The organism is Azotobacter salinestris (assembly GCF_009363155.1).
Taxonomy (GTDB): domain Bacteria; phylum Pseudomonadota; class Gammaproteobacteria; order Pseudomonadales; family Pseudomonadaceae; genus Azotobacter; species Azotobacter salinestris.
Window position 1 is genome coordinate 3,197,164 of record NZ_CP045302.1, and the last position, 17,050, is coordinate 3,214,213.

General features: G+C 68.2%; 17 protein-coding genes and 3 pseudogenes. 9 read left to right on the forward strand and 11 right to left on the reverse strand.

Features of this window, described 5'->3' with window-relative positions; all coding sequences use genetic code 11:
• The first annotated feature begins 24 nt into the window (after positions 1 to 24).
• A complete protein-coding gene (locus tag GCU53_RS14750; protein ID WP_152389915.1) occupies positions 25 to 1,161 on the forward strand; it encodes an MFS transporter in 1,137 nt (378 codons plus the stop codon).
• 15 nt (positions 1,162 to 1,176) lie between these two features.
• Here GCU53_RS14750 and GCU53_RS14755 read toward each other — a convergent pair whose 3' ends face one another.
• The 3 genes from GCU53_RS14755 to GCU53_RS14765 are packed head-to-tail and all read right to left on the reverse strand — an operon-like array spanning position 1,177 to position 4,574.
• Positions 1,177 to 2,724 (reverse strand): phospholipase D family protein, encoded by a 1,548-nt coding sequence (locus GCU53_RS14755; protein WP_425278153.1) that lies wholly within the window; start codon positions 2,722 to 2,724, stop codon positions 1,177 to 1,179.
• 34 nt (positions 2,725 to 2,758) lie between these two features.
• Positions 2,759 to 4,075 (reverse strand): NAD(P)/FAD-dependent oxidoreductase, encoded by a 1,317-nt coding sequence (locus GCU53_RS14760; protein ID WP_152388283.1) that lies wholly within the window; start codon positions 4,073 to 4,075, stop codon positions 2,759 to 2,761.
• A 10-nt stretch (positions 4,076 to 4,085) separates the two neighbouring features.
• Positions 4,086 to 4,574, reverse strand: a complete 489-nt coding sequence (locus GCU53_RS14765) for an Lrp/AsnC ligand binding domain-containing protein (RefSeq protein WP_152388284.1) — start codon at positions 4,572 to 4,574, stop codon at positions 4,086 to 4,088.
• 133 nt (positions 4,575 to 4,707) lie between these two features.
• Here GCU53_RS14765 and dadA point away from each other — a divergent pair, with 133 nt between their 5' ends.
• The 5 genes from dadA to GCU53_RS14790 all read left to right on the forward strand — a co-directional run bounded on the left by dadA (position 4,708) and on the right by GCU53_RS14790 (position 8,651).
• Positions 4,708 to 6,006: a D-amino acid dehydrogenase gene (gene dadA / locus GCU53_RS14770; RefSeq protein WP_152388285.1), complete on the forward strand. Its 1,299-nt coding sequence runs from the start codon at positions 4,708 to 4,710 to the stop codon at positions 6,004 to 6,006.
• A complete protein-coding gene (locus GCU53_RS14775) occupies positions 5,981 to 6,334 on the forward strand; it encodes a RidA family protein (protein WP_152388286.1) in 354 nt (117 codons plus the stop codon). The genes dadA and GCU53_RS14775 overlap by 26 nt, the downstream gene beginning before the upstream one ends.
• Positions 6,335 to 6,367: 33 nt before the next feature.
• Positions 6,368 to 7,453 (forward strand): alanine racemase, encoded by a 1,086-nt coding sequence (gene alr / locus GCU53_RS14780; protein WP_152388287.1) that lies wholly within the window; start codon positions 6,368 to 6,370, stop codon positions 7,451 to 7,453.
• A gap of 89 nt (positions 7,454 to 7,542) precedes the next feature.
• Positions 7,543 to 8,091, forward strand: coding sequence for a helix-turn-helix domain-containing protein (locus GCU53_RS14785; protein WP_152388288.1), 549 nt, complete (start codon positions 7,543 to 7,545; stop codon positions 8,089 to 8,091).
• 122 nt (positions 8,092 to 8,213) lie between these two features.
• Positions 8,214 to 8,651, forward strand: coding sequence for a c-type cytochrome (locus GCU53_RS14790; RefSeq protein ID WP_341873500.1), 438 nt, complete (start codon positions 8,214 to 8,216; stop codon positions 8,649 to 8,651).
• Positions 8,652 to 8,703: 52 nt separating this feature from the next.
• Here GCU53_RS14790 and GCU53_RS14795 read toward each other — a convergent pair whose 3' ends face one another.
• Entirely contained in the window at positions 8,704 to 9,276 is a 573-nt protein-coding gene (locus tag GCU53_RS14795; RefSeq protein WP_152388289.1) for a xanthine phosphoribosyltransferase, read from the reverse strand.
• Here GCU53_RS14795 and GCU53_RS14800 point away from each other — a divergent pair.
• A complete protein-coding gene (locus GCU53_RS14800) occupies positions 9,275 to 9,676 on the forward strand; it encodes a hypothetical protein (RefSeq protein WP_152388290.1) in 402 nt (133 codons plus the stop codon). The genes GCU53_RS14795 and GCU53_RS14800 overlap by 2 nt on opposite strands.
• A gap of 194 nt (positions 9,677 to 9,870) precedes the next feature.
• Here the strand turns inward: GCU53_RS14800 and GCU53_RS14810 are convergent, their stop codons facing one another.
• The 7 genes and pseudogenes from GCU53_RS14810 to GCU53_RS14840 form a co-directional block, all read right to left on the reverse strand.
• Positions 9,871 to 10,872: a catalase family peroxidase gene (locus GCU53_RS14810; protein WP_152388292.1), complete on the reverse strand. Its 1,002-nt coding sequence runs from the start codon at positions 10,870 to 10,872 to the stop codon at positions 9,871 to 9,873.
• A 92-nt stretch (positions 10,873 to 10,964) separates the two neighbouring features.
• Positions 10,965 to 11,666, reverse strand: a pseudogene (locus tag GCU53_RS26680) (formate dehydrogenase accessory protein FdhE).
• Positions 11,663 to 12,354: pseudogene (locus tag GCU53_RS14820) on the reverse strand (formate dehydrogenase subunit gamma). Before GCU53_RS14820 ends, GCU53_RS26680 begins: the two co-directional pseudogenes overlap by 4 nt.
• Positions 12,351 to 12,681: pseudogene (locus GCU53_RS14825) on the reverse strand (formate dehydrogenase N subunit beta transmembrane domain-containing protein); the annotation flags it as partial. The pseudogenes GCU53_RS14820 and GCU53_RS14825, both read right to left, overlap by 4 nt.
• Before the next feature lie 43 nt (positions 12,682 to 12,724).
• Entirely contained in the window at positions 12,725 to 13,789 is a 1,065-nt protein-coding gene (locus tag GCU53_RS14830) for an SDR family oxidoreductase (protein ID WP_152388294.1), read from the reverse strand.
• A 315-nt stretch (positions 13,790 to 14,104) separates the two neighbouring features.
• Positions 14,105 to 15,202 carry an IS630 family transposase gene (locus tag GCU53_RS14835; RefSeq protein ID WP_152386219.1) on the reverse strand — a complete coding sequence of 366 codons (1,098 nt, stop codon included), beginning with the start codon at positions 15,200 to 15,202 and terminating at the stop codon, positions 14,105 to 14,107.
• A gap of 74 nt (positions 15,203 to 15,276) precedes the next feature.
• On the reverse strand, positions 15,277 to 15,498 hold the full coding sequence (locus tag GCU53_RS14840; protein ID WP_208845271.1) for a hypothetical protein: 222 nt from the start codon (positions 15,496 to 15,498) through the stop codon (positions 15,277 to 15,279).
• 711 nt (positions 15,499 to 16,209) lie between these two features.
• Between GCU53_RS14840 and GCU53_RS14845 the strand changes: the two genes are divergently transcribed.
• Positions 16,210 to 16,392, forward strand: coding sequence for a hypothetical protein (locus GCU53_RS14845; protein ID WP_152388296.1), 183 nt, complete (start codon positions 16,210 to 16,212; stop codon positions 16,390 to 16,392).
• Between the two features lie 185 nt (positions 16,393 to 16,577).
• Entirely contained in the window at positions 16,578 to 16,859 is a 282-nt protein-coding gene (locus GCU53_RS14850) for a hypothetical protein (protein WP_244306783.1), read from the forward strand.
• Positions 16,860 to 17,050 lie beyond the last annotated feature (191 nt).

Genomic DNA, 17,050 nt, shown 5'->3' on the forward strand with positions numbered 1-17,050 from the left:
CTGCCGGCGCCGCTGGCGGCGACCATGCCTTGGGCCAGCTATTTCGCCGTCTGCGCCGCGGTGATCAGTGTCGGGCTGGCCCTCGGCCTGAGCCTGCCGCTGGTTTCCCTGCGCCTGGAGAGCTGGGGCCACGGCACCTTCGCCATCGGCGCGATGGCGGCGATGCCGGGCATCGGCGTGCTGCTCGGCGCCGCCCTGGCCGGGCGCCTGGCGACGGGTTTCGGTACGGCGCGGCTGATGCGCCTGAGCCTGCTGGTCGGGGCGCTGTCGGTGGCACTGCTGGCCCTGCTGCCGAGCTACCCGCTGTGGCTGCTGTTGCGCCTGTGGCTCGGTGTGGCCCTGACCCTGGTGTTCGTCCTCGGCGAGAGCTGGATCAACCAGTTGGCCGTGGAGGCCTGGCGCGGCCGGCTGGTGGCGCTGTACGGCACCGGCTATGCGCTGAGCCAACTGTCCGGCCCGCTGTTGCTGACCTGGCTGGGAACCGCCGGAGACGCCGGCTTCTGGGGGGCAGTGCTACTCATGCTCGGCGGCGCGCTGCTCCTGCTCGGGGCGCACGGCGCGCCGCGGATGGAGATCCGGCAGGGCGTCGGGCGCGGGCTGTTCGGCTTCTGCCGGCATTTGCCGACGGTGGCCTGGGCGGTGGTGCTGTTCGCCGCCTTCGAGACCATGATCCTCACCCTGCTGCCGGTCTACGGCCTGCGTCAGGGGCTGGACCAGACGACCGCGCTGCGTCTGGCCAGCGCTGTGGTGATCGGCGATGCGCTGTTGCAGCTGCCGCTCGGCTGGCTCGCCGACCGGCTGCCGCGCCAGGCCCTGTTCCGCAGCTGCGGTCTGGTCCTGCTGCTGACCAGCCTGGCGATCCCGGCGCTGCTGCAGACCGTCTTCGTCTGGCCACTGCTGATCCTGTTCGGCGCCAGTGCCGGCGGACTGTTCACCCTGGCCCTGATCCTCGTCGGCGAGCGCTTTCGCGATGCGGCGCTGGTCCGCGCCAACGCCCATGTGGCCCAGCTGTGGGGCATCGGCTGCCTGCTCGGACCGCTGGCCACCGGCGCGGCCAGCCAGTGGCTGAGCGGTCATGCACTGCCGCTTCTGATGGCCGCAGGAGCGGCCGGCTTTCTCCTGCTGGAGCTGCGCCGCAGACTGTCCGGCGAGACCGTCTAGCCTGGCGCCGCTGGCTCAGAGCATGTTCTCCAGACCGATCAGTTGCGCCAGCCAGGCATTGAAGTGGCGCCAGAGGGTGCCGGGCTCGGTTTCCAGCACGCGGCGCCGGTCGTTGTCCTCGGCGATCCAGACCAGCCGCCGTTGGCCGTCGCGCTCGCGCAGGCGCACCGCGTAGCTGATCGTCGGCTGCATTCCCTCCAGGGCCAGCTCCCGCATCCGCCCGGCCAGGACGGGGCTGTCCACCAGCACGCCGACCTCGGTGTTCCACAGCAGCGAGCGCGGGTCGAAGTTGAGCGAGCCGATGAACACCTTGCGCCGGTCGAAGATCGCCGCCTTGCTGTGCAGGGCGGAGGCCGAGGTGCCGCTCCAGCTGTAGCGCGAACCGGAGCCGTCGCCCTGGCGGCGCAGCTCGTACAGGCGTACGCCGTGCTCCAGCAGCGGCTTGCGGTAAGGCGCGTAGCCGCCATGCACGATGGGCACGTCGGTGGCCTCCAGGGAGTTGGTCAGCAGGGTGACGCGCACGCCGTCGTCGGCCAGGCTGGTCAGGTAGACGAAGCCGCCGGCGGTCGGCACCAGATAGGCGGAAATCATGATCAACTCGTCGGACACCTGCTGCAGGTCGGACGCCAGTTGCGCGCCGAGCAGCAGGTGCGGCTCGGGTGTGCCATCGCTGAGCACCTTGGCCGGTGCGTCCCAGAGGGCCTGGCTGTGGGCCCAGGTCAGCTGCTCCAGCCAGCCCCGCAGGGGGGCTTCGCGGCGGTAGGCGGTCAGGCGCTCGTGAAGTGCCGGCTGCTCGCTGTTGGCGCGGGCCAGCGAGCGCTGCAGGCGGGCACGCAGCCTTGCCAGGGCCCGGGTCGAGGGCGGGCGGTAGAGGAACTGCTGGATGGGCACGCTCAGGGCGCTGTTCCAGTACTGGTCGAAGCTGTGCGCCAGGTGCGCGGCGACCGGGCCGGCGCCGAGCAGGTCGATGTCGGCGAAGTTCAGCTCCGGCTCGGCGTCGAAGTACTCGTCGCCCAGGTTGCGTCCGCCGACGATGGCCACGCTGCCATCGGTCAGCCACAGTTTGTTGTGCATGCGCCGGTGCTGCCGGGAGAGGTGCAGCAGGCGCCCGAGGGTGCGGGTAAGCCCGTGGGCGCGGCCGAGGTGCAGTGGATTGAACAGGCGGATCTGGATGTTCGGGTGGGCGGCCAGGACGGCGATCTGGTGGTCGCGGCCGTCGCTGGTGGTGTCGTCGAGCAGGATGCGGACGCGCACGCCGCGGTCGGCGGTCTGCAGCAGTTCCCAGGTGAGCAGCCGGGTGCTGAGGCCGTCGTGGGCGATGTAGTACTGCAAGTCGAGGCTGCGCTGGGCGCGGCGGATCAGTTCGGCGCGGGCCGCGAAGGCCTCGCCACCGTCGACCAGCAGGCGGAAGCCGGATTGCCCGGCCGGGTGGCGCCCGGCTTCGGCCTGCACCGTATCGCCGAGCCAGGTGCCCCGGGCCGGCAGGGTTTCGCTGGGTTCCCGCGGGACCAGGCCGGTGCAGCCGGCCAGGACCAGCAGGGCCAGCAAGACGAGAGGGCGCACATCGATCCTCCGGACAAACCGTGACCGCTGCGTTTCAGCATAGCTCCCTGAGCTGGTACCACAGCATGCCCAGGGCCAGCAGCGGCGCACGCAGGCGGGGACCGCCGGGGAAGGTGCGGTGTGGTATCCGGGCGAACAGGTCGAAGCCGTGGCTGTGCCGTTCGACGATGGCCTCGGCGAGCAGCCGGCCGGCGAGGTGGGTGGCGTTCAGCCCATGGCCGGAATAGGCCTGGGCGTAGTAGACGTTGGGTTGTCCGGGCAGGCGACCGATCTGTGGCAGACGGTTGGCACCGATGCCGATCAGCCCGCCCCACTGGTAGTCGATCCGCACCCCGGCCAGCTGCGGGAACACCTTGAGCATCTTCGGCCGCATGTAGGCAGCGATGTCCCGCGGATCGCGCCCGGAGTAGTGGCAGGCGCCGCCGAACATCAGGCGGCGGTCGGCCGACAGGCGGAAGTAGTCGAGCACCACGCGCATGTCGCTGACCGCCAGGTTCTGCGGCAGCAGCTCGGCGGCCAGGGCGGGGGAGAGCGGCTCGGTGGCGATCAGGTAGCTGCCGGCCGGCAGCACCTTGCCGGCCAGCGCCGGCTCGAGGTCGCCGATATGCGCGTTGCAGGCGAGCACCAGACTGGCGGCACGCACCCGGCCGCCGGCAGTGTGCACGCAGACCTCATGACCGTGCTCGATCCGGGTCACCGCCGAGCGCTCGAACAGACGCACGCCAAGCGACTGCGCCACGGCGGCCTCGCCGAGCAGCAGCCTGAGCGGGTGCAGATGGCCCGAGCCTCTGTCCAGCAGGCCGCCGCAGTAGCGCCGCGAGCCGATCACCTCGTGCATCTGGCCGGCCTCCAGCAGGCGCAGCTCGTGGCGGTAGCCGAGGGCCTGTAGTTCCGCGCATTCGGCCTTCAGGTGCTCGACGTGCCGCGCCCGGGTGGCCAATTCGCAGTAGCCCCAGGTCAGGTCGCAGTCGATGGCGTGGCGCGCGATCCGCTGGCGGACGATCTCCAGGGCCTCCAGGCCCATCCGCTGCAGGGCGCGCACGCCATCCGCGCCGAGCCGCGGACGGAAGCGTTCGAGGTCGTGGCCGAGGCCGCGGATCAGCTGTCCGCCGTTGCGCCCGCTGGCGCCCCAGCCGAGCACGCGGCCCTCCAGCAGGACCACCGAGAGACCGCGCTCGGCCAGTTCCAGGGCGGTGTTGATCCCGCTGAAGCCGCCGCCGACCACGCACACGTCGGCCTGCAGCTCGCCTTCCAGCGCGGGAAATTCCGGCCGCTGCCCGGCCGTGGCCACATAGTAGGACGGCGCATGCCCGTCGCCGTCGGCGGGCCTGTCCGGCAATGCTGGGTTCATCGTTGGTTCCTCATTCCGGTACCGGCAGTTCGAGGGTTTCCTTGACCTCCTCCATGACGATGTAGCTCTTCGATTCGCGCACATGGGGAAGCTTGAGCAGGATGTCGCCGAGCAGCTTGCGGTAGGAGGCCATCTCCGAGATGCGCGCCTTGAGCAGGTAGTCGAAGTCGCCGGAGACCAGATGGCATTCCAGCACCTGGGGCAGCTTCAGCACCGCCCGGCGGAACTCCTCGAAGATATCACCGGACTTGTACGCCAGGCTGATCTCCACGAACACCAGCAGGCCGGCCTTCAGGTACTGGGGATTGAGCCGCGCCGCATAGCCGAGGATGAAGCCCTCGCGCTCCAGGCGGCGGACCCGCTCGGTGCAGGGGGTGGTGGACAGGCCGACCCGCTCGCCCAGCTCGGTGAGGGAGATGCGCCCCTCCTGCTGCAGGATGCGCAGGATGTGGCGATCGATCCGGTCGAGTTCGCGGCGGCTCTGGTGCTGGGTTCTCACGATGGATTTTCCACTGAAAGCCTTGATTTCTCGAAAAAAGCCTGAATATGCGCCTTGAAATAGTGAAAGTCGCTGGCTTAGGCTTTTTATACTGCAGACATTCAAGGTTTTCAGCTCGCACGGGGAGTCCGTCATGCGCGTACTGGTACTTGGCAGCGGGGTGATCGGCACCACCACGGCCTACTATCTGGCCCGGTCCGGTTTCGAGGTGGTGGTGGTCGACCGCGCCGCGGCGCCGGCCATGGAGACCAGCTTCGCCAACGCCGGCCAGGTGTCGCCCGGCTACGCCTCGCCCTGGGCGGCTCCCGGCGTGCCGCTCAAGGCGCTCAAGTGGCTGCTCGAGCGTCACGCGCCGCTGGCCATCAGGCCGACCGCCGATTGGCGCCAATACCTCTGGTTGGCGCAGATGCTGCGCAACTGCACCGCCGAACGCTACGCGCTGAACAAGGAGCGCATGGTGCGCCTGTCCGAGTACAGCCGCGACTGCCTCGACGAGCTGCGCGCCGAGACCGGCATCGACTACGAGGGCCGCCAGTTGGGCACCACCCAGCTGTTCCGCACCCGGCAGCAGCTGGACGCCGCGGCCAAGGACATCGCCGTGCTGGAGCGCTCCGGAGTGCCCTACGAGTTGCTCGACCGCGCCGGCATCGCCCGCGTCGAGCCGGCCCTGGCCGGCGTGGCCGACAGGCTCGCCGGCGCCCTGCGTCTGCCCAACGACCAGACCGGCGACTGCCACCTGTTCACCATCCGCCTGGCGGAGCTGGCCGCCGCCCTGGGCGTGGAGTTCCGCTTCGGCCGGCACATCGAGCGTCTGGAGAGCGACGGCGAGCGCATCGCCGGCGTGCGGATCGACGGCCGGCTGGAAACCGCCGACCACTACGTGCTGGCTCTCGGCAGCCATTCGCCGCAGCTGCTCGCGCCGCTGGGCATCCGCGCGCCGATCTACCCACTGAAGGGCTACTCGCTGACCATTCCCATCATCGATCCGGCCATGGCGCCGACCTCGACCATCCTCGACGAGACCTACAAGGTCGCCATCACCCGCTTCGATGCGCGCATCCGTGTCGGCGGCATGGCCGAGCTGGCCGGCTTCGACCTGTCGCTCGATCCGCGCCGGCGCGAGACCCTGGAACTGGTGGTGGGCGACCTCTATCCCCGCGGCGGCGACCTGGCGCGCGCCGAGTTCTGGACCGGCCTGCGCCCGGCCACCCCGGACGGCACGCCGATCGTGGGCGCGACCCGCTACCGCAACCTGTTCCTCAACACCGGGCACGGTACACTGGGCTGGACCATGGCCTGCGGCTCCGGCCGCCTGCTGGCCGACCTGCTGGCGCGCAAGCGCCCGCAGATCAGCGCCGCGGGCCTCGACATTTCCCGCTACGGCAATTCCCAGGAGAACTCCACCCATGTCCATCCGGCGCCTGCGAACTGAAGCGCGCTACAGCGAAATCGTCGTCCACAACGGCACCGTCTACCTGGCCGGGCAACTGGCGGACGACTACGGCGGCGGCATCGAGGAGCAGACCCGGCAGACCCTGGCCAACGTCGACCGCCTGCTCGCCGAGGCCGGCAGCGACAAGTCGCGGCTGCTCTCGGTGACCATCTACCTGAAGGACATGGCCGCCGACTACGCCGGCCTCAACGCGGTGTGGGACGCCTGGCTGCCGGCCGGCTGCGCGCCGGCGCGCGCCTGCGTCGAGGCCAGGCTGTACAGCGACGATGCCCGCGTGGAGATGACGGTCGTCGCCGCGCTGTCCTAGGGCCCACCCTTACCCGTTCGAGAGCAACATCCCATGCGCCCCGCCCGTGCCCTGATCGATCTCGCCGCCTTGCGCCACAACTACCGTATGGCCCGCGAACTGGGCGGCGCCCGCGCCCTGGCGGTGGTCAAGGCCGACGCCTACGGGCATGGCGCGGAGCGCTGCGCCCAGGCCCTGGAGGCGGAGGCCGACGGCTTCGCGGTGGCCTGCATCGAGGAAGCGCTGGAGCTGCGCGAGGCCGGCATCGTCGCGCCGATCCTGCTGCTGGAGGGCTTCTTCGAGGCCGCCGAGCTGGAGCCGATCCAGCGCCACGACCTGTGGTGCGTGGTGCATTCGTCCTGGCAGCTGGAGATCATCGAGCGCACCGCCCTGGCGCGGCCGCTGACCTGCTGGCTGAAGCTCGACTCCGGCATGCACCGGGTCGGCTTCGCGCCGGACGACTACCGGGCGGCCCATGCGCGCCTCGCGGCCAGCGGCAAGACGGCGAGGATTGTCGCCATGAGCCATTTCGCCCGCGCCGACGAACTGGACAGCCCGCGGGTCGCCGAGCAACTGGCGCAGTTCGAGGCGGCGGCCGGCGGCCTTTCCGCGGAGTTCAGCCTGCGCAACTCGCCGGCGCTGCTCGGCTGGCCGCAGCTGTTCCGCTACGGCCATGAGGGCGAATGGCTGCGGCCGGGAATCATGCTCTACGGCGCCACGCCCTTCGAGCAGTACCAGGAACAGGCGGCACGGCTGCAGCCGGTGATGACCCTGGAGTCCAGGATCATCAGCGTGCGCGAGCTGCCGGCCGGCGAGCCGGTGGGCTATGGCGCGCGCTTCGTCAGCCCGCGGCCGACCCGTGTCGGGGTGGTCGCCATGGGCTATGCCGACGGCTACCCGCGGCATGCGCCGAGCGGCGCCCCGGTCGCCGTCGACGGCCGGCCGGCGCAACTGATCGGCCGGGTGTCGATGGACATGCTCACCGTGGACCTCACCGATCTGCCCGAGGCCGGCCTCGGCAGTCGGGTCGAGCTGTGGGGCGCCCAGGTGCCGGCCAGCGAGGTGGCGGCGGCGGCCGGCACCATCGCCTACCAATTGTTCTGCAACGTGCGGCGGGTCGCCCGCGTCTGGCAGGGCTGAACGAAATTTTCGGCATGGCGTTGTAAATACTGAACGCCGTTGCCATCATTAACCGCAACTCGCTCAGGCCCCCCGAGAGGATTCCCGCCTTGGACGTCGGTGTTCGACTGCAATCCATCCGCAAGCTCAAAGGCCTCTCCCAGCGTGAACTCGCCAAGCGCGCGGGCGTCACCAACAGCACTATCTCGATGATCGAGAAGAACAGTGTCAGTCCCTCGATCAGTTCCCTGAAGAAGGTTCTCGGCGGCATTCCCATGTCGCTGATGGAGTTCTTCTCCCTCGACCTGGAAGCCGAGCCCAGCACCCCGGTGGTCTACCGCGCAGCCGAGCAGATCGAGCTGTCGCGCGGGCTGCTGAGCATGCGCTTGGTCGGCAAGGGCCATCCCGACCGCGCGCTCACCTTCCTCTCGGTGGCCTACCCGCCGGGGGCCGACAGTGGCGAGACGCTGCTCGTTCGCGACGGCGAGGAGGCCGGCATCCTCGTCGAGGGGCGCCTGGAACTGCAGGTCGGCGAGCAGCGCTACACCCTCGAGAGCGGCGACAGCTACTACCTGGTCGCCGGCCAGGCGCACCGTTTCTGCAATCCCTTCGAGGTCCCGGCGCGGCTGATCAGTGCCGCCACCCCGGCGCACTTCTAGTGGCGCACCGGTCCCAGGATCCATGTCTGACCTGTATCGGCTTGTTTCAGCCTGCCTTTCATAAGGTTATACTCCCGCCGCTCGCGAAAACCCGTGGCCGCGGGCACACGTAACCAGCCACGATGAGGGGGGTAAGGGTGAGTCTGATCAAGATGTTGGCGGCACCGGTCGCCGTGTTGTCCCTGTGGGCGGCGAGTGTCCAGGCCGCGACCGATGCGGAAATCGCCGAGCGTCTGAAGCCGGTCGGCGAGGTCTGCGTGGCCGGTCAGGAATGCAAGGGCGTCGCTACCGCTGCTGCCGGCGCCGCTGGCGGTGCTGCACGTAGCGGTGACGACGTCGTCGCCAGGTACTGCAACGCCTGCCATGGCACCGGCCTGCTGAACGCGCCGAAGGTTGGCGACAACGCTGCCTGGCAAACCCGGGCCGATGCCAAGGGCGGCCTCGACGGCTTGCTCAAGTCGGCAATCGCCGGTCTCAACGCCATGCCGCCGAAAGGCACCTGCGCCGACTGCTCGGACGACGAGCTGAAGGCCGCCATCGGCAAGATGTCCGGCCTCTGATCGCGACCTGGCCGAAGACGAAGCCGCCTGCGGGCGGCTTCGTCGTTTCTGCTCACTCCAGAAAACTGACCTGACCGCCCGCCAGCGAAGCGATCCGGGCCAGGGATTCGACCCGGTAGCCCTGTTCCTCCAGCGCCCGGCGGCCGGACTGGAAGGACTTCTCGATGACGATGCCGATCCCGGCCAACTGCGCCCCGGCCTGGCGGACAATGGAGGCCAGCCCCAGCGCGGCCTGGCCGTTGGCCAGGAAGTCGTCGACGATCAGCACGCGCTCGCCGGCCGCCAGATGACTGGCGGAAATGGCCACGGTGCTCTCCACCTGCTTGGTGAAGGAATAGACCCGGGCGGTCAGCAGGTTGTCGGTCAGGGTCAGCGAGCGGTGCTTGCGGGCGAAGACCAGCGGCACGCCCAGCTCCAGCGCGGTCATCAGCGCCGGGGCGATGCCCGATGCCTCGAGGGTGACCACCTTGTCGATGCCCTGGTCGCGAAAGCGCCGGGCGAACTCCCGGCCGATCTGCTGCATCAGCAGCGGATCGACCTGATGATTGAGGAAGGCATCCACCTTCAGTACCTGCTCCGAAAGCACGCTGCCGTGCTCGCGGATCTTCCGTTTCAACTGCTCCATGACTCTGCCTCGGGTAAGCCTCGGGCCGCCGCCCGCCGGGAAAAAACCGATCGGCGCACAGTACAGGGCCGCGCGTCATGGCGAAAGGGCAGGCAAAGGACAGGCCGCTCGCCACGCTGGTGTCATCGCCTGCCAGCCGGAACGACAGATCCGGATCAACGCCGGTCTGGAGGCTCAGTACCTGGTTTTGTGCCGCCTCGATGGCTTCGCCGGCGAGGGGAGCGCCCAGGCCGGTCAGCATGTCCAGCAGGGTGGCGATGGAGCTCAGCAGTATGTCGTTGTCGTCTTCGGTGGGGGTGACGTCATTCCCACCGGTCTGTTGTTCTGCACTTTCGTCGATGGTGAGGTCGCCGACATTCGTTTCGAAGATGGTGCCCATGATCAAGCTCCTGCTCGATAAGGTTGTTAGGGCCTGTTGACGTTTGGGCGTAGGCCCCGTCCCTGCGGGTTGCGCGGCAAATGCCGCCATACGGCGTTGCAGGTCTTGGCAAGGGAATGACCATTGCCGGCGACCCGCGCCTTGCCGAACGCGGCCCGGCCTGGCGGCATTTGGCGCGGCAACGCGGCTCGCTCCAAAACATCAACAGACCCTGGTCACTGCCCGGCCTGGCGCTTGGCGAAGGACACCGCGTAGGCGGGGGAGCGGAAGCGCAGGATGGGATCGTCGGTCGGGGCGATGCCCTCGGCCATCACCAGCGGATCGAAGTTGATCTTCTCGCAGGCGGCGCTCTTCTGCGGCATGGCCGCGGTCAGGGTCAGGGTGCCGACCTTCACCTGCTCGCGGTTCTCCGGCCAGGCGACCGTCGGATCGTTCTCCGGGTCGCCGGGCTGGCCGATGCTCACCAGCATGTCCCAGCGCACCGGGCCCTGGGCGGTGCGCTGAATCAGCCGCTCCTCGAGGAAGTTGGCCGGCAGGCTCTTCAGCTCCTCGTCGGAGAGGCTCTTCTCGCCGTCCTCGGGTACGAAGCGCCAGCGCACCAGGGTAGTCTTGCCGGTGGCGTCGATGAACTTGAAGGTGTGGATGCCGAAGTAGCTGCTGTTGGCGAAGCTCGGCGGCGGGTTGTGCTCGGCGAGGAATTGCGCCTGCGCCCGGCTGTCCGGATGGCTGGCCCGGAAGGCCTCGAGCCTGGCCGGATCGGGCTTGCCGGTGGCCGGGTCGGGCTTCAGGGCGACGATCTGGTCGAGGAAGGTCCTGGGATGGGCCGCGCCGAAGACCGGGGTGTTGATCATCGTCATGTGCTGCAGGGCGCCGCCGGGCAGGCGGAATTCCAGGGCCATGCCGCGGACGCTCTTGGCCGTATCGGCGATCCTGGGGTTGCCGCCCGGCAGCGAGAGGCGCGCGACGACCGGCACGGGCTCTCCGGAGAACAGCGCCGAGCGCGACCAGGTGGCAGCAGCGGGCTGGCCGACGAACTCGCCGAGCGCGCAGGTGCCCTTGATGTGGTTGCGCCGCTCGCCCGGCGTCACCCCGAAGGTGTCCTCGAGGGCGGCCACCACCTGCGCCGGGGTCACCTCGTCCTGCGCCGCCATCCCCAAGGGGGCGACCAGTCCCAGCCCGGCGGCCAGCAGCCACCCCGGCAGATCTTTTCTCTGCATCTTCGTTTCCTCGTTGTCTCTGACTGAGAGGCGTCGTGGCGGATAGGTCCGGGCCGGCCGCGCGAAAGCAACTGGAGGCGTGGCGGCGCGGGCTATTCGCCGGCGATCAGCAGGGGATTGTAGCCGCTGCGCTGGTAGTCCCCCTGCTCGGCGAGGGCCACGTCCAGCGCCAGGCTGGCCAGATCGTCGGCCAGCGGCTCGGCGCGGGCGTCGAGCTCGCGCGGCACCAGCTTGAGGTAGTGCCTACAGTCGCCGCAGGCTTCCGCCTAGGCCGGCAGGAAGGGCTTGCCCCGCTCGTCCTCCAGGTCTAGGTAGAGGAGCTTGCCGCCACGACCGCAGACACTGCACTTGACCCGCTCCAGATGCCATTCCGTGGCGCAGAGGCTGCAGTGCAGGTAGCGCACGCCGCTGCGCTGCGGCTCGATGTGGACCACGCTGGCCACCGGCGCCGAGCCGCAGCAGGGGCAGAGCGCCTGGGCCAGACGCACCCAGGCCAGCTGCAGGGCTGCCGCCACCAGCGGCATCAGCCCGCGCGGGGCGGCGAGCAGCGGGCGCTGCCGTTCGCCGGCGTACAGCTCCAGCGCATCGAGCCGGGCGACGAGGTCCGCCTTCCAGGCGACGTTCGGGCGCAGCGCGTGAATGACCAGGGGCGCCATGCCGTGCGCCAGGGCCAGGTCGAAGGCGTCCGGCGCGGGGTGCCAGGCAGCCTCGGCGTCGGGCAGCACCATCGCCAGCGGCTGCATGACGCCCGCCGGCGCGCTGCCGAAGGCGTGCCGGGACGCGGCGCCGTTCATGGGCGGTTCCTTGGCGGCCGGTCGGCCAATGGCTCCCGGATGCCCTCGCCCGGCCGCTCGCCGTGCACGACCTCCTCGTACCAGAGCGAGTGGTGGTGCCAGGCCCAGGCCCGGCTGACCCGCCCCCGGGTCATGGCGCGGATCGAACCCTTGACCCAGATCGCCGAGTAGACGTGGATGATCGGCGTGAGGATGGCGACGAAGGCGGCGTAGGCGTAGATCATCGCCGCCCAGCGCAGCAGCTGGCGCGGCATGTCGTCGGCGAAGTAGGGCCGCCAGATGACGATTCCGCTGACCAGCAACACCGGCATGCTGAACAGGAAGATCCAGTACACCAGCTTCTGCCCGGCGTTGTTCTTGCCGACCGGCGGCAGGCGCTCGTCGCGGTTGCTCAGCACGTCGCGGATCTGCCTGAGCCACAGGATGTCGTGCCGCCTGATCCGGTTGTCGCCGAAGAAGCGCACCGCCTGGATGGCGAAGAACACCACCATGAGCACGCCGATGAAGGGGGCACGATGCGCGTCGGGATGGGGCCGCCGAACAGCCCGGTGAAGCCGAAGAACACCGGGTGGAACAGCGCCAGGCCGCTCAGGGTGAGCAGCACGAAGCAAAGGGCGACGATCCGGTGATTGACCCGCGACCACCAGCCATAGCACAGGGTGCCCCTGTCGACGTTCGAGTGGCTCATGGCCGGTCCTCCCCTCTGCGGTCCTCTTCCCGGGCGGCGGCCCTGACCGGGTCCGGGTCGTCCTCCGGTTTCTCCTTCGGTCCCTTGAACACGTAGTGGAAGAAGCCGGCCAGCACCGAGGCGCCGAGCACCGCGGACATCACCGGCTTGGCGACGCCCTTCCACCGCTCGACCTGCGGGCTGATCTGCGGATCGCGCGGCAGGCCGCTGTAGATCTCCGGCTTGTCGGCGTGCTGCAGCACGTAGACCGCGTGGGTGCCGCCGGCGCCCGGCGTTCTCGAAGCCGCGCTTCTGCAGGTGCTCGACCCGGTGGGCGGCGTGCTCGATCGATCCTGCTACGGATCGACCTTCCGCCGGGGCGTGGAGTTCATCAGGGAATGATCCGCTGGGCCCTGAGCTGGGCGAACAGTTCGAGGAAGGAGGCGCGGCTGTCCTTGTAGCCGAGGAAGCCCAGTTCGCGGCTCTTGTTCATGTCGTTCACGCATTCGATCTCGCGGCCGAGATCGGCGTCGGTGTGCCACCAGGAGGCCAGCTTGTTCACGTCGGCCTCGACCAGGGTGTACTTGGTCGCCATCTCGTCCCAGACGGGGGGAGCCGTGTCCTTCAGGCGCGCCTCGAGCGGCATCGGCTGGTCGGGGTAGGGCGCCGCCTCCAGGCCGAAGAATGCGGCGACCTCGCTCCACATCCAGCGCCAGCGGAACACGTCGCCGTTGACCGCGTTGAACGCCTGGTTGCGTGCCGCGGGCGAGAGCGCCGCCCACTCCAGCTGGCGTCCGAGCAGGCCGGCGTCGGTGACGTCGGTGAGGCCGTCCCACTGCGCCCGCGAGCCGGGAAAGACGAAGGGCTGGCCGGTTTCCCTGCACAGCGAGGCGTACACGGCCAGGGTCACGCCCATGTTCATCGCGTTGCTGCCCTTGGCCGGGCCGATCATGGTGTGGGAGCGGTGCACGCTCCAGCCGAAGCCGTGCTGCTCGGCGGCGGCGAAGAGGAGGTCCTCCAGGGCGTAGTAGAAGTTCTCGCCGGCCTGGCGCGGCTCGCTCTCGCGAAACGGCGTCTCGGCCTTGCCGCTGCCGTAGTTCTCGAAGGAGCCGAGGTAGTGCTTGGTGCCGGTCACCAGGGCCATGTGCTGCAGCGGGGCTCCTGCCAGCGCCGTGCACAGGTTGCGCATCATCGCGCCGTTGGCCTCGATGTTCTCCTTCTCGGTGGCGCGGCGCGTCCAGGTGCAGAAGAACACGTGGGTGATCGGCAGGCCGCGCAGGGCATCCTCCGTGGCGGTGGCGTCGAGCAGGTCGGCCGGCACCGGAATCACCCCCTCCACCGCGGACGGCTGGCGTGCCAGGCCGTAGACGGTCCAGCCGCTGGCGACCAGGACCTTGGCCAGGTTGTATCCGGAGATGCCGGTGACGCCGACGATCAGGGCGGTACCATTTTGCATGACTGATTTCCTCGACAGGCAGGTGGAAAACCAAGGCCCGCCGTGCTGCGACGCGGCCTTCAGACTTGAATGGAGTGCACAGGCGGGAAAGAGTTTTCGGACGGAAGCGGCGGGGCCGGGATTCCCGGGGCCGACTGCGCCGCCGGCCGCCAGCGACAGAGTCGTCGAGGGTGCCCGGGAAGTGGTGCGCTCGGAATCCGGCGGGGGCTCAGGAGGTAAAAGGGGGGAGCCCTTCCCGAGTCCCCTGGGGTCTGTTGACGCTTGGGCCTCCGTCGCGGCCTACGCCCAAACGTCAACAGACCCTAGTGTGGTGAATCACAAGTTCGCTTCATTATTTCTTTGCAAGGCTCGAGCAGCCCTGCCGACAGAGGCCAGGATTTCACCTGCTCCCTTACGCCAGCGGAAGGGCCTTGGATTCTGGTTGTAGGTCGCCAGGTAATACTCGATGGACTGCTCGAGATCCTTCACGCTGGTATGGGCCTGGCGCTTTATCCACTTCTGGGTGAGCATCGAGAAAAAGCGCTCCACCAGATTCAGCCATGACGCAGACGTCGGGGTGAAATGCACGTGATAACGCGGGTGTGCGACAAGCCAGGCACGCACCTTGTCGGTCTTGTGCACGGCATAGTTATCCATGATCAGGTGTATGGCCTTGTCGCTCTCGACCGTTTCCTCGATGGCCCTGAGAAACTCCAGGAATTCTGCGCTGCGGTGACGGCGCTTGAGACGTCCGATCACCTCGCCGGTGGCCACATCCAGGGCGGCAAACAAGGACGTCGTGCCATGGCGCTGATAATCATGGGTACGGGTCGCCGGATACCCAGGCTCCAGCGGCAGCCCCGGCTGTGTTCGATTGAGCGCCTGGATCTGGCTTTTCTCATCGACGCACAGTACCAGCGCTTTATCCGGCGGATTCAGGTAGAGCCCTACGATATCCTGCACCTTGTCGACAAAGGCGGGATCGGTGGACAGCTTGAAGGTGTGCTCCAGGTGAGGCTTGAGCCCGAAGGCTCGCCAGATACGCTGTACGCTCGCCGGTGAAATATGGGTGGCCTTGCTCATCCGGCGCGAGCTCCAATGACTGGCATCGTCGGGCCTGGTCTGCCGCACCCGGTCGACCACTTCCTGGACCTTTTCATCACTGATGCTGCGTGGGCGGCCTGAGCGCGGCTCGTCATTGAGGCCTTGCAGGCCCAAACGGGCGAAGCGAAGGCGCCACCTCGAAACGGTTTGCGCCGTAATGCCGAGCCGTCGAGCAATGGAAGAGCCGGACTCGCCTCGAGCGCAGGACAGAATGATCTCGGCGCGCAGCTGCATATCGGCAGGCCCCTTGTGCCTGGCTCGGCGGCGGGTGAGTTCGGCATGCTCGTGTTCGGTCAGTTCGATCCGAACGGCTGGGCGGCCTGTTTTCATCGCATGCCCTCCGAAAAAACTCTGTCAGCTCCGCGGTAGACAAGTCTTATCCTGAGTAGTTGTGATTCACCACACTAGTAGGCATCCCAATGAACGGGGCAGGCCTGCGTATCTTCGAGTCGCTCGGCCTCGGCCAGGGCCAGGGCTTCCGAGTCCCATACGGCTTCGGAATAGCGCACGACTCTGCTCTCGGCGTCGTGGAAGACAAGGTCGAAGGTCGGGCCGCCGTACTGGGCGGAAATGTCGCGAACCTCGAAGCGGCGGGAAAAAAATGGGGAGGTTATACCGGCTTTCATCATTTTTTATTCTATTGATCGTTTTTCCTGGATCCACGGGCCGGACTGTTCCGAACAGTCGTTCGACCCGGGAATGTTTCAGCGCTCGGCGGCTCGGCATCCGCACGCGCTGGTCGTACGGAGCCGGCAGACGTTCAGGGGGTAGCGGCTACACCGGGCAGGAAACGACATGCGAGGAGCAGCCGTTTCCTTAATTCCCGTTTCCTCCCCCGGCCATCGCGCCGGAGCGCACGCTGGCAGATTTCCTGGCGACCATCCTGGCCGGTCCGCCAACGCGGGGGCGACTGTAGCGTGGCAGCCGCTGCGCATAAAGCCGCAAGGCTCTCAAGCCGTTGTAGGCAATGTCTTACAGTGCGCAGGGGGTGGCGTCCGGCTTTCATGGCGCAGTCCCGGCATGAAATGCTCTCCGGCGCTTCGGTATCTTCCGTCCGGGGCTGTTCCGCCGCGGTTCCCGGACCAGTCGTCCTGCGCTGGTACGGTGGGGGCACAGGCGCCGTTCGTCTCGTTCTCTGTCGCCATCCCAGTAGCTGGCTATGCATTTGCATGCGACCAGGGGGCTGCCGAGGTTTGCACGCCGCGATAGATCCGGAGCTTTGCGGCTCCGGTCATCAACCCCCTATCGAGCGTGGCAGGAAGCTGTGCATGCAGCGGTCATCCTCGATCAATCTGGCCGCCTGAGTGCAGCAGGCGGCTTCGGCTGCGGAGGCAGGCATGACCTCTCTACCAGGCGACGACGCCGAGGCCAAGGCCCGGCAACTGGCCCGACGCGGGCACGAGAACTACCGACTGGCGCACGAGCTGGAGCAGCGGGGGCTGACCCAGATGGCCTCCTATCTGCGCCGCTATGCCGATCTGCAGCTGAAGCAGGCGCGGGAGTTGAGGCGCAAGGAGTGAGCGGCATGGCCCCTCGCACGGGCCGTGCAGCAGCCTTGCCCGAGGCGCTCGGGCGAGGAGCCAGGGCGTGCGAGTCGATCGGTAATCCCCCCCACCCCAGGAATGGCCAATTTCTTGCCTGAACATCATGGCTCCCCGGGAGCTTGAGGATGATGTAGGGACTTTTCCCCGAAGGAGGCACGAGATTGAAGCCGGTAGTGGTTTTTTTCGAGGCCCTGGTCGAGTGGGCCGATGATCCTCGACGCTGGATCAGATTCCTGCGCCAGACAGTGCTCACCCTGAGTGTGATCGGCGTTCCGTACGCCTGTTCGAGCCTCTACCACGACAACGCGCAACGCCATGTGGATGCGGCCCTGGACATGGCCATGGAGGACTGCGCGCTCAACCGCATGGCCGTGGCCGACGCTGATGCGCTGCCCCAATACAAGGCTTGCGTGAAATCTTTGGTGCGCCGTTACGGTCGATGAGCCGGGCTCTCCTTCATGCTGCAGGAGAGGACAACCTGGAGCGGAGGTGTGATCCGGCAGCGGCTGGCACGGCAGGCGCCGTGCCTCCTGGTTGAGAAGGCCGCGAGTGGCGGCAGCGCCACAGGCCCTGTGCCGACAGTCCGGTGTCCTGCCGGCGGGGGATGGCTTGGCTGGGCGCTGCGTGGACAGTG

Coding starts and splice junctions, on each gene's coding strand:
- GCU53_RS14845 (WP_152388296.1), top strand. CDS start 16,210: ATGACCTCTCTACCAGGCGACGACGCCGAGGCCAAGGCCCGGCAACTG.
- GCU53_RS14775 (WP_152388286.1), top strand. CDS start 5,981: ATGTCCATCCGGCGCCTGCGAACTGAAGCGCGCTACAGCGAAATCGTC.
- GCU53_RS14760 (WP_152388283.1), bottom strand. CDS start 4,075: ATGAACCCAGCATTGCCGGACAGGCCCGCCGACGGCGACGGGCATGCG.
- GCU53_RS14795 (WP_152388289.1), bottom strand. CDS start 9,276: ATGGAGCAGTTGAAACGGAAGATCCGCGAGCACGGCAGCGTGCTTTCG.
- GCU53_RS14830 (WP_152388294.1), bottom strand. CDS start 13,789: ATGCAAAATGGTACCGCCCTGATCGTCGGCGTCACCGGCATCTCCGGA.
- dadA (WP_152388285.1), top strand. CDS start 4,708: ATGCGCGTACTGGTACTTGGCAGCGGGGTGATCGGCACCACCACGGCC.
- GCU53_RS14835 (WP_152386219.1), bottom strand. CDS start 15,202: ATGAAAACAGGCCGCCCAGCCGTTCGGATCGAACTGACCGAACACGAG.
- GCU53_RS14750 (WP_152389915.1), top strand. CDS start 25: ATGCCTTGGGCCAGCTATTTCGCCGTCTGCGCCGCGGTGATCAGTGTC.
- GCU53_RS14840 (WP_208845271.1), bottom strand. CDS start 15,498: ATGAAAGCCGGTATAACCTCCCCATTTTTTTCCCGCCGCTTCGAGGTT.
- alr (WP_152388287.1), top strand. CDS start 6,368: ATGCGCCCCGCCCGTGCCCTGATCGATCTCGCCGCCTTGCGCCACAAC.
- GCU53_RS14810 (WP_152388292.1), bottom strand. CDS start 10,872: ATGCAGAGAAAAGATCTGCCGGGGTGGCTGCTGGCCGCCGGGCTGGGA.
- GCU53_RS14790 (WP_341873500.1), top strand. CDS start 8,214: ATGAGGGGGGTAAGGGTGAGTCTGATCAAGATGTTGGCGGCACCGGTC.
- GCU53_RS14800 (WP_152388290.1), top strand. CDS start 9,275: ATGACTCTGCCTCGGGTAAGCCTCGGGCCGCCGCCCGCCGGGAAAAAA.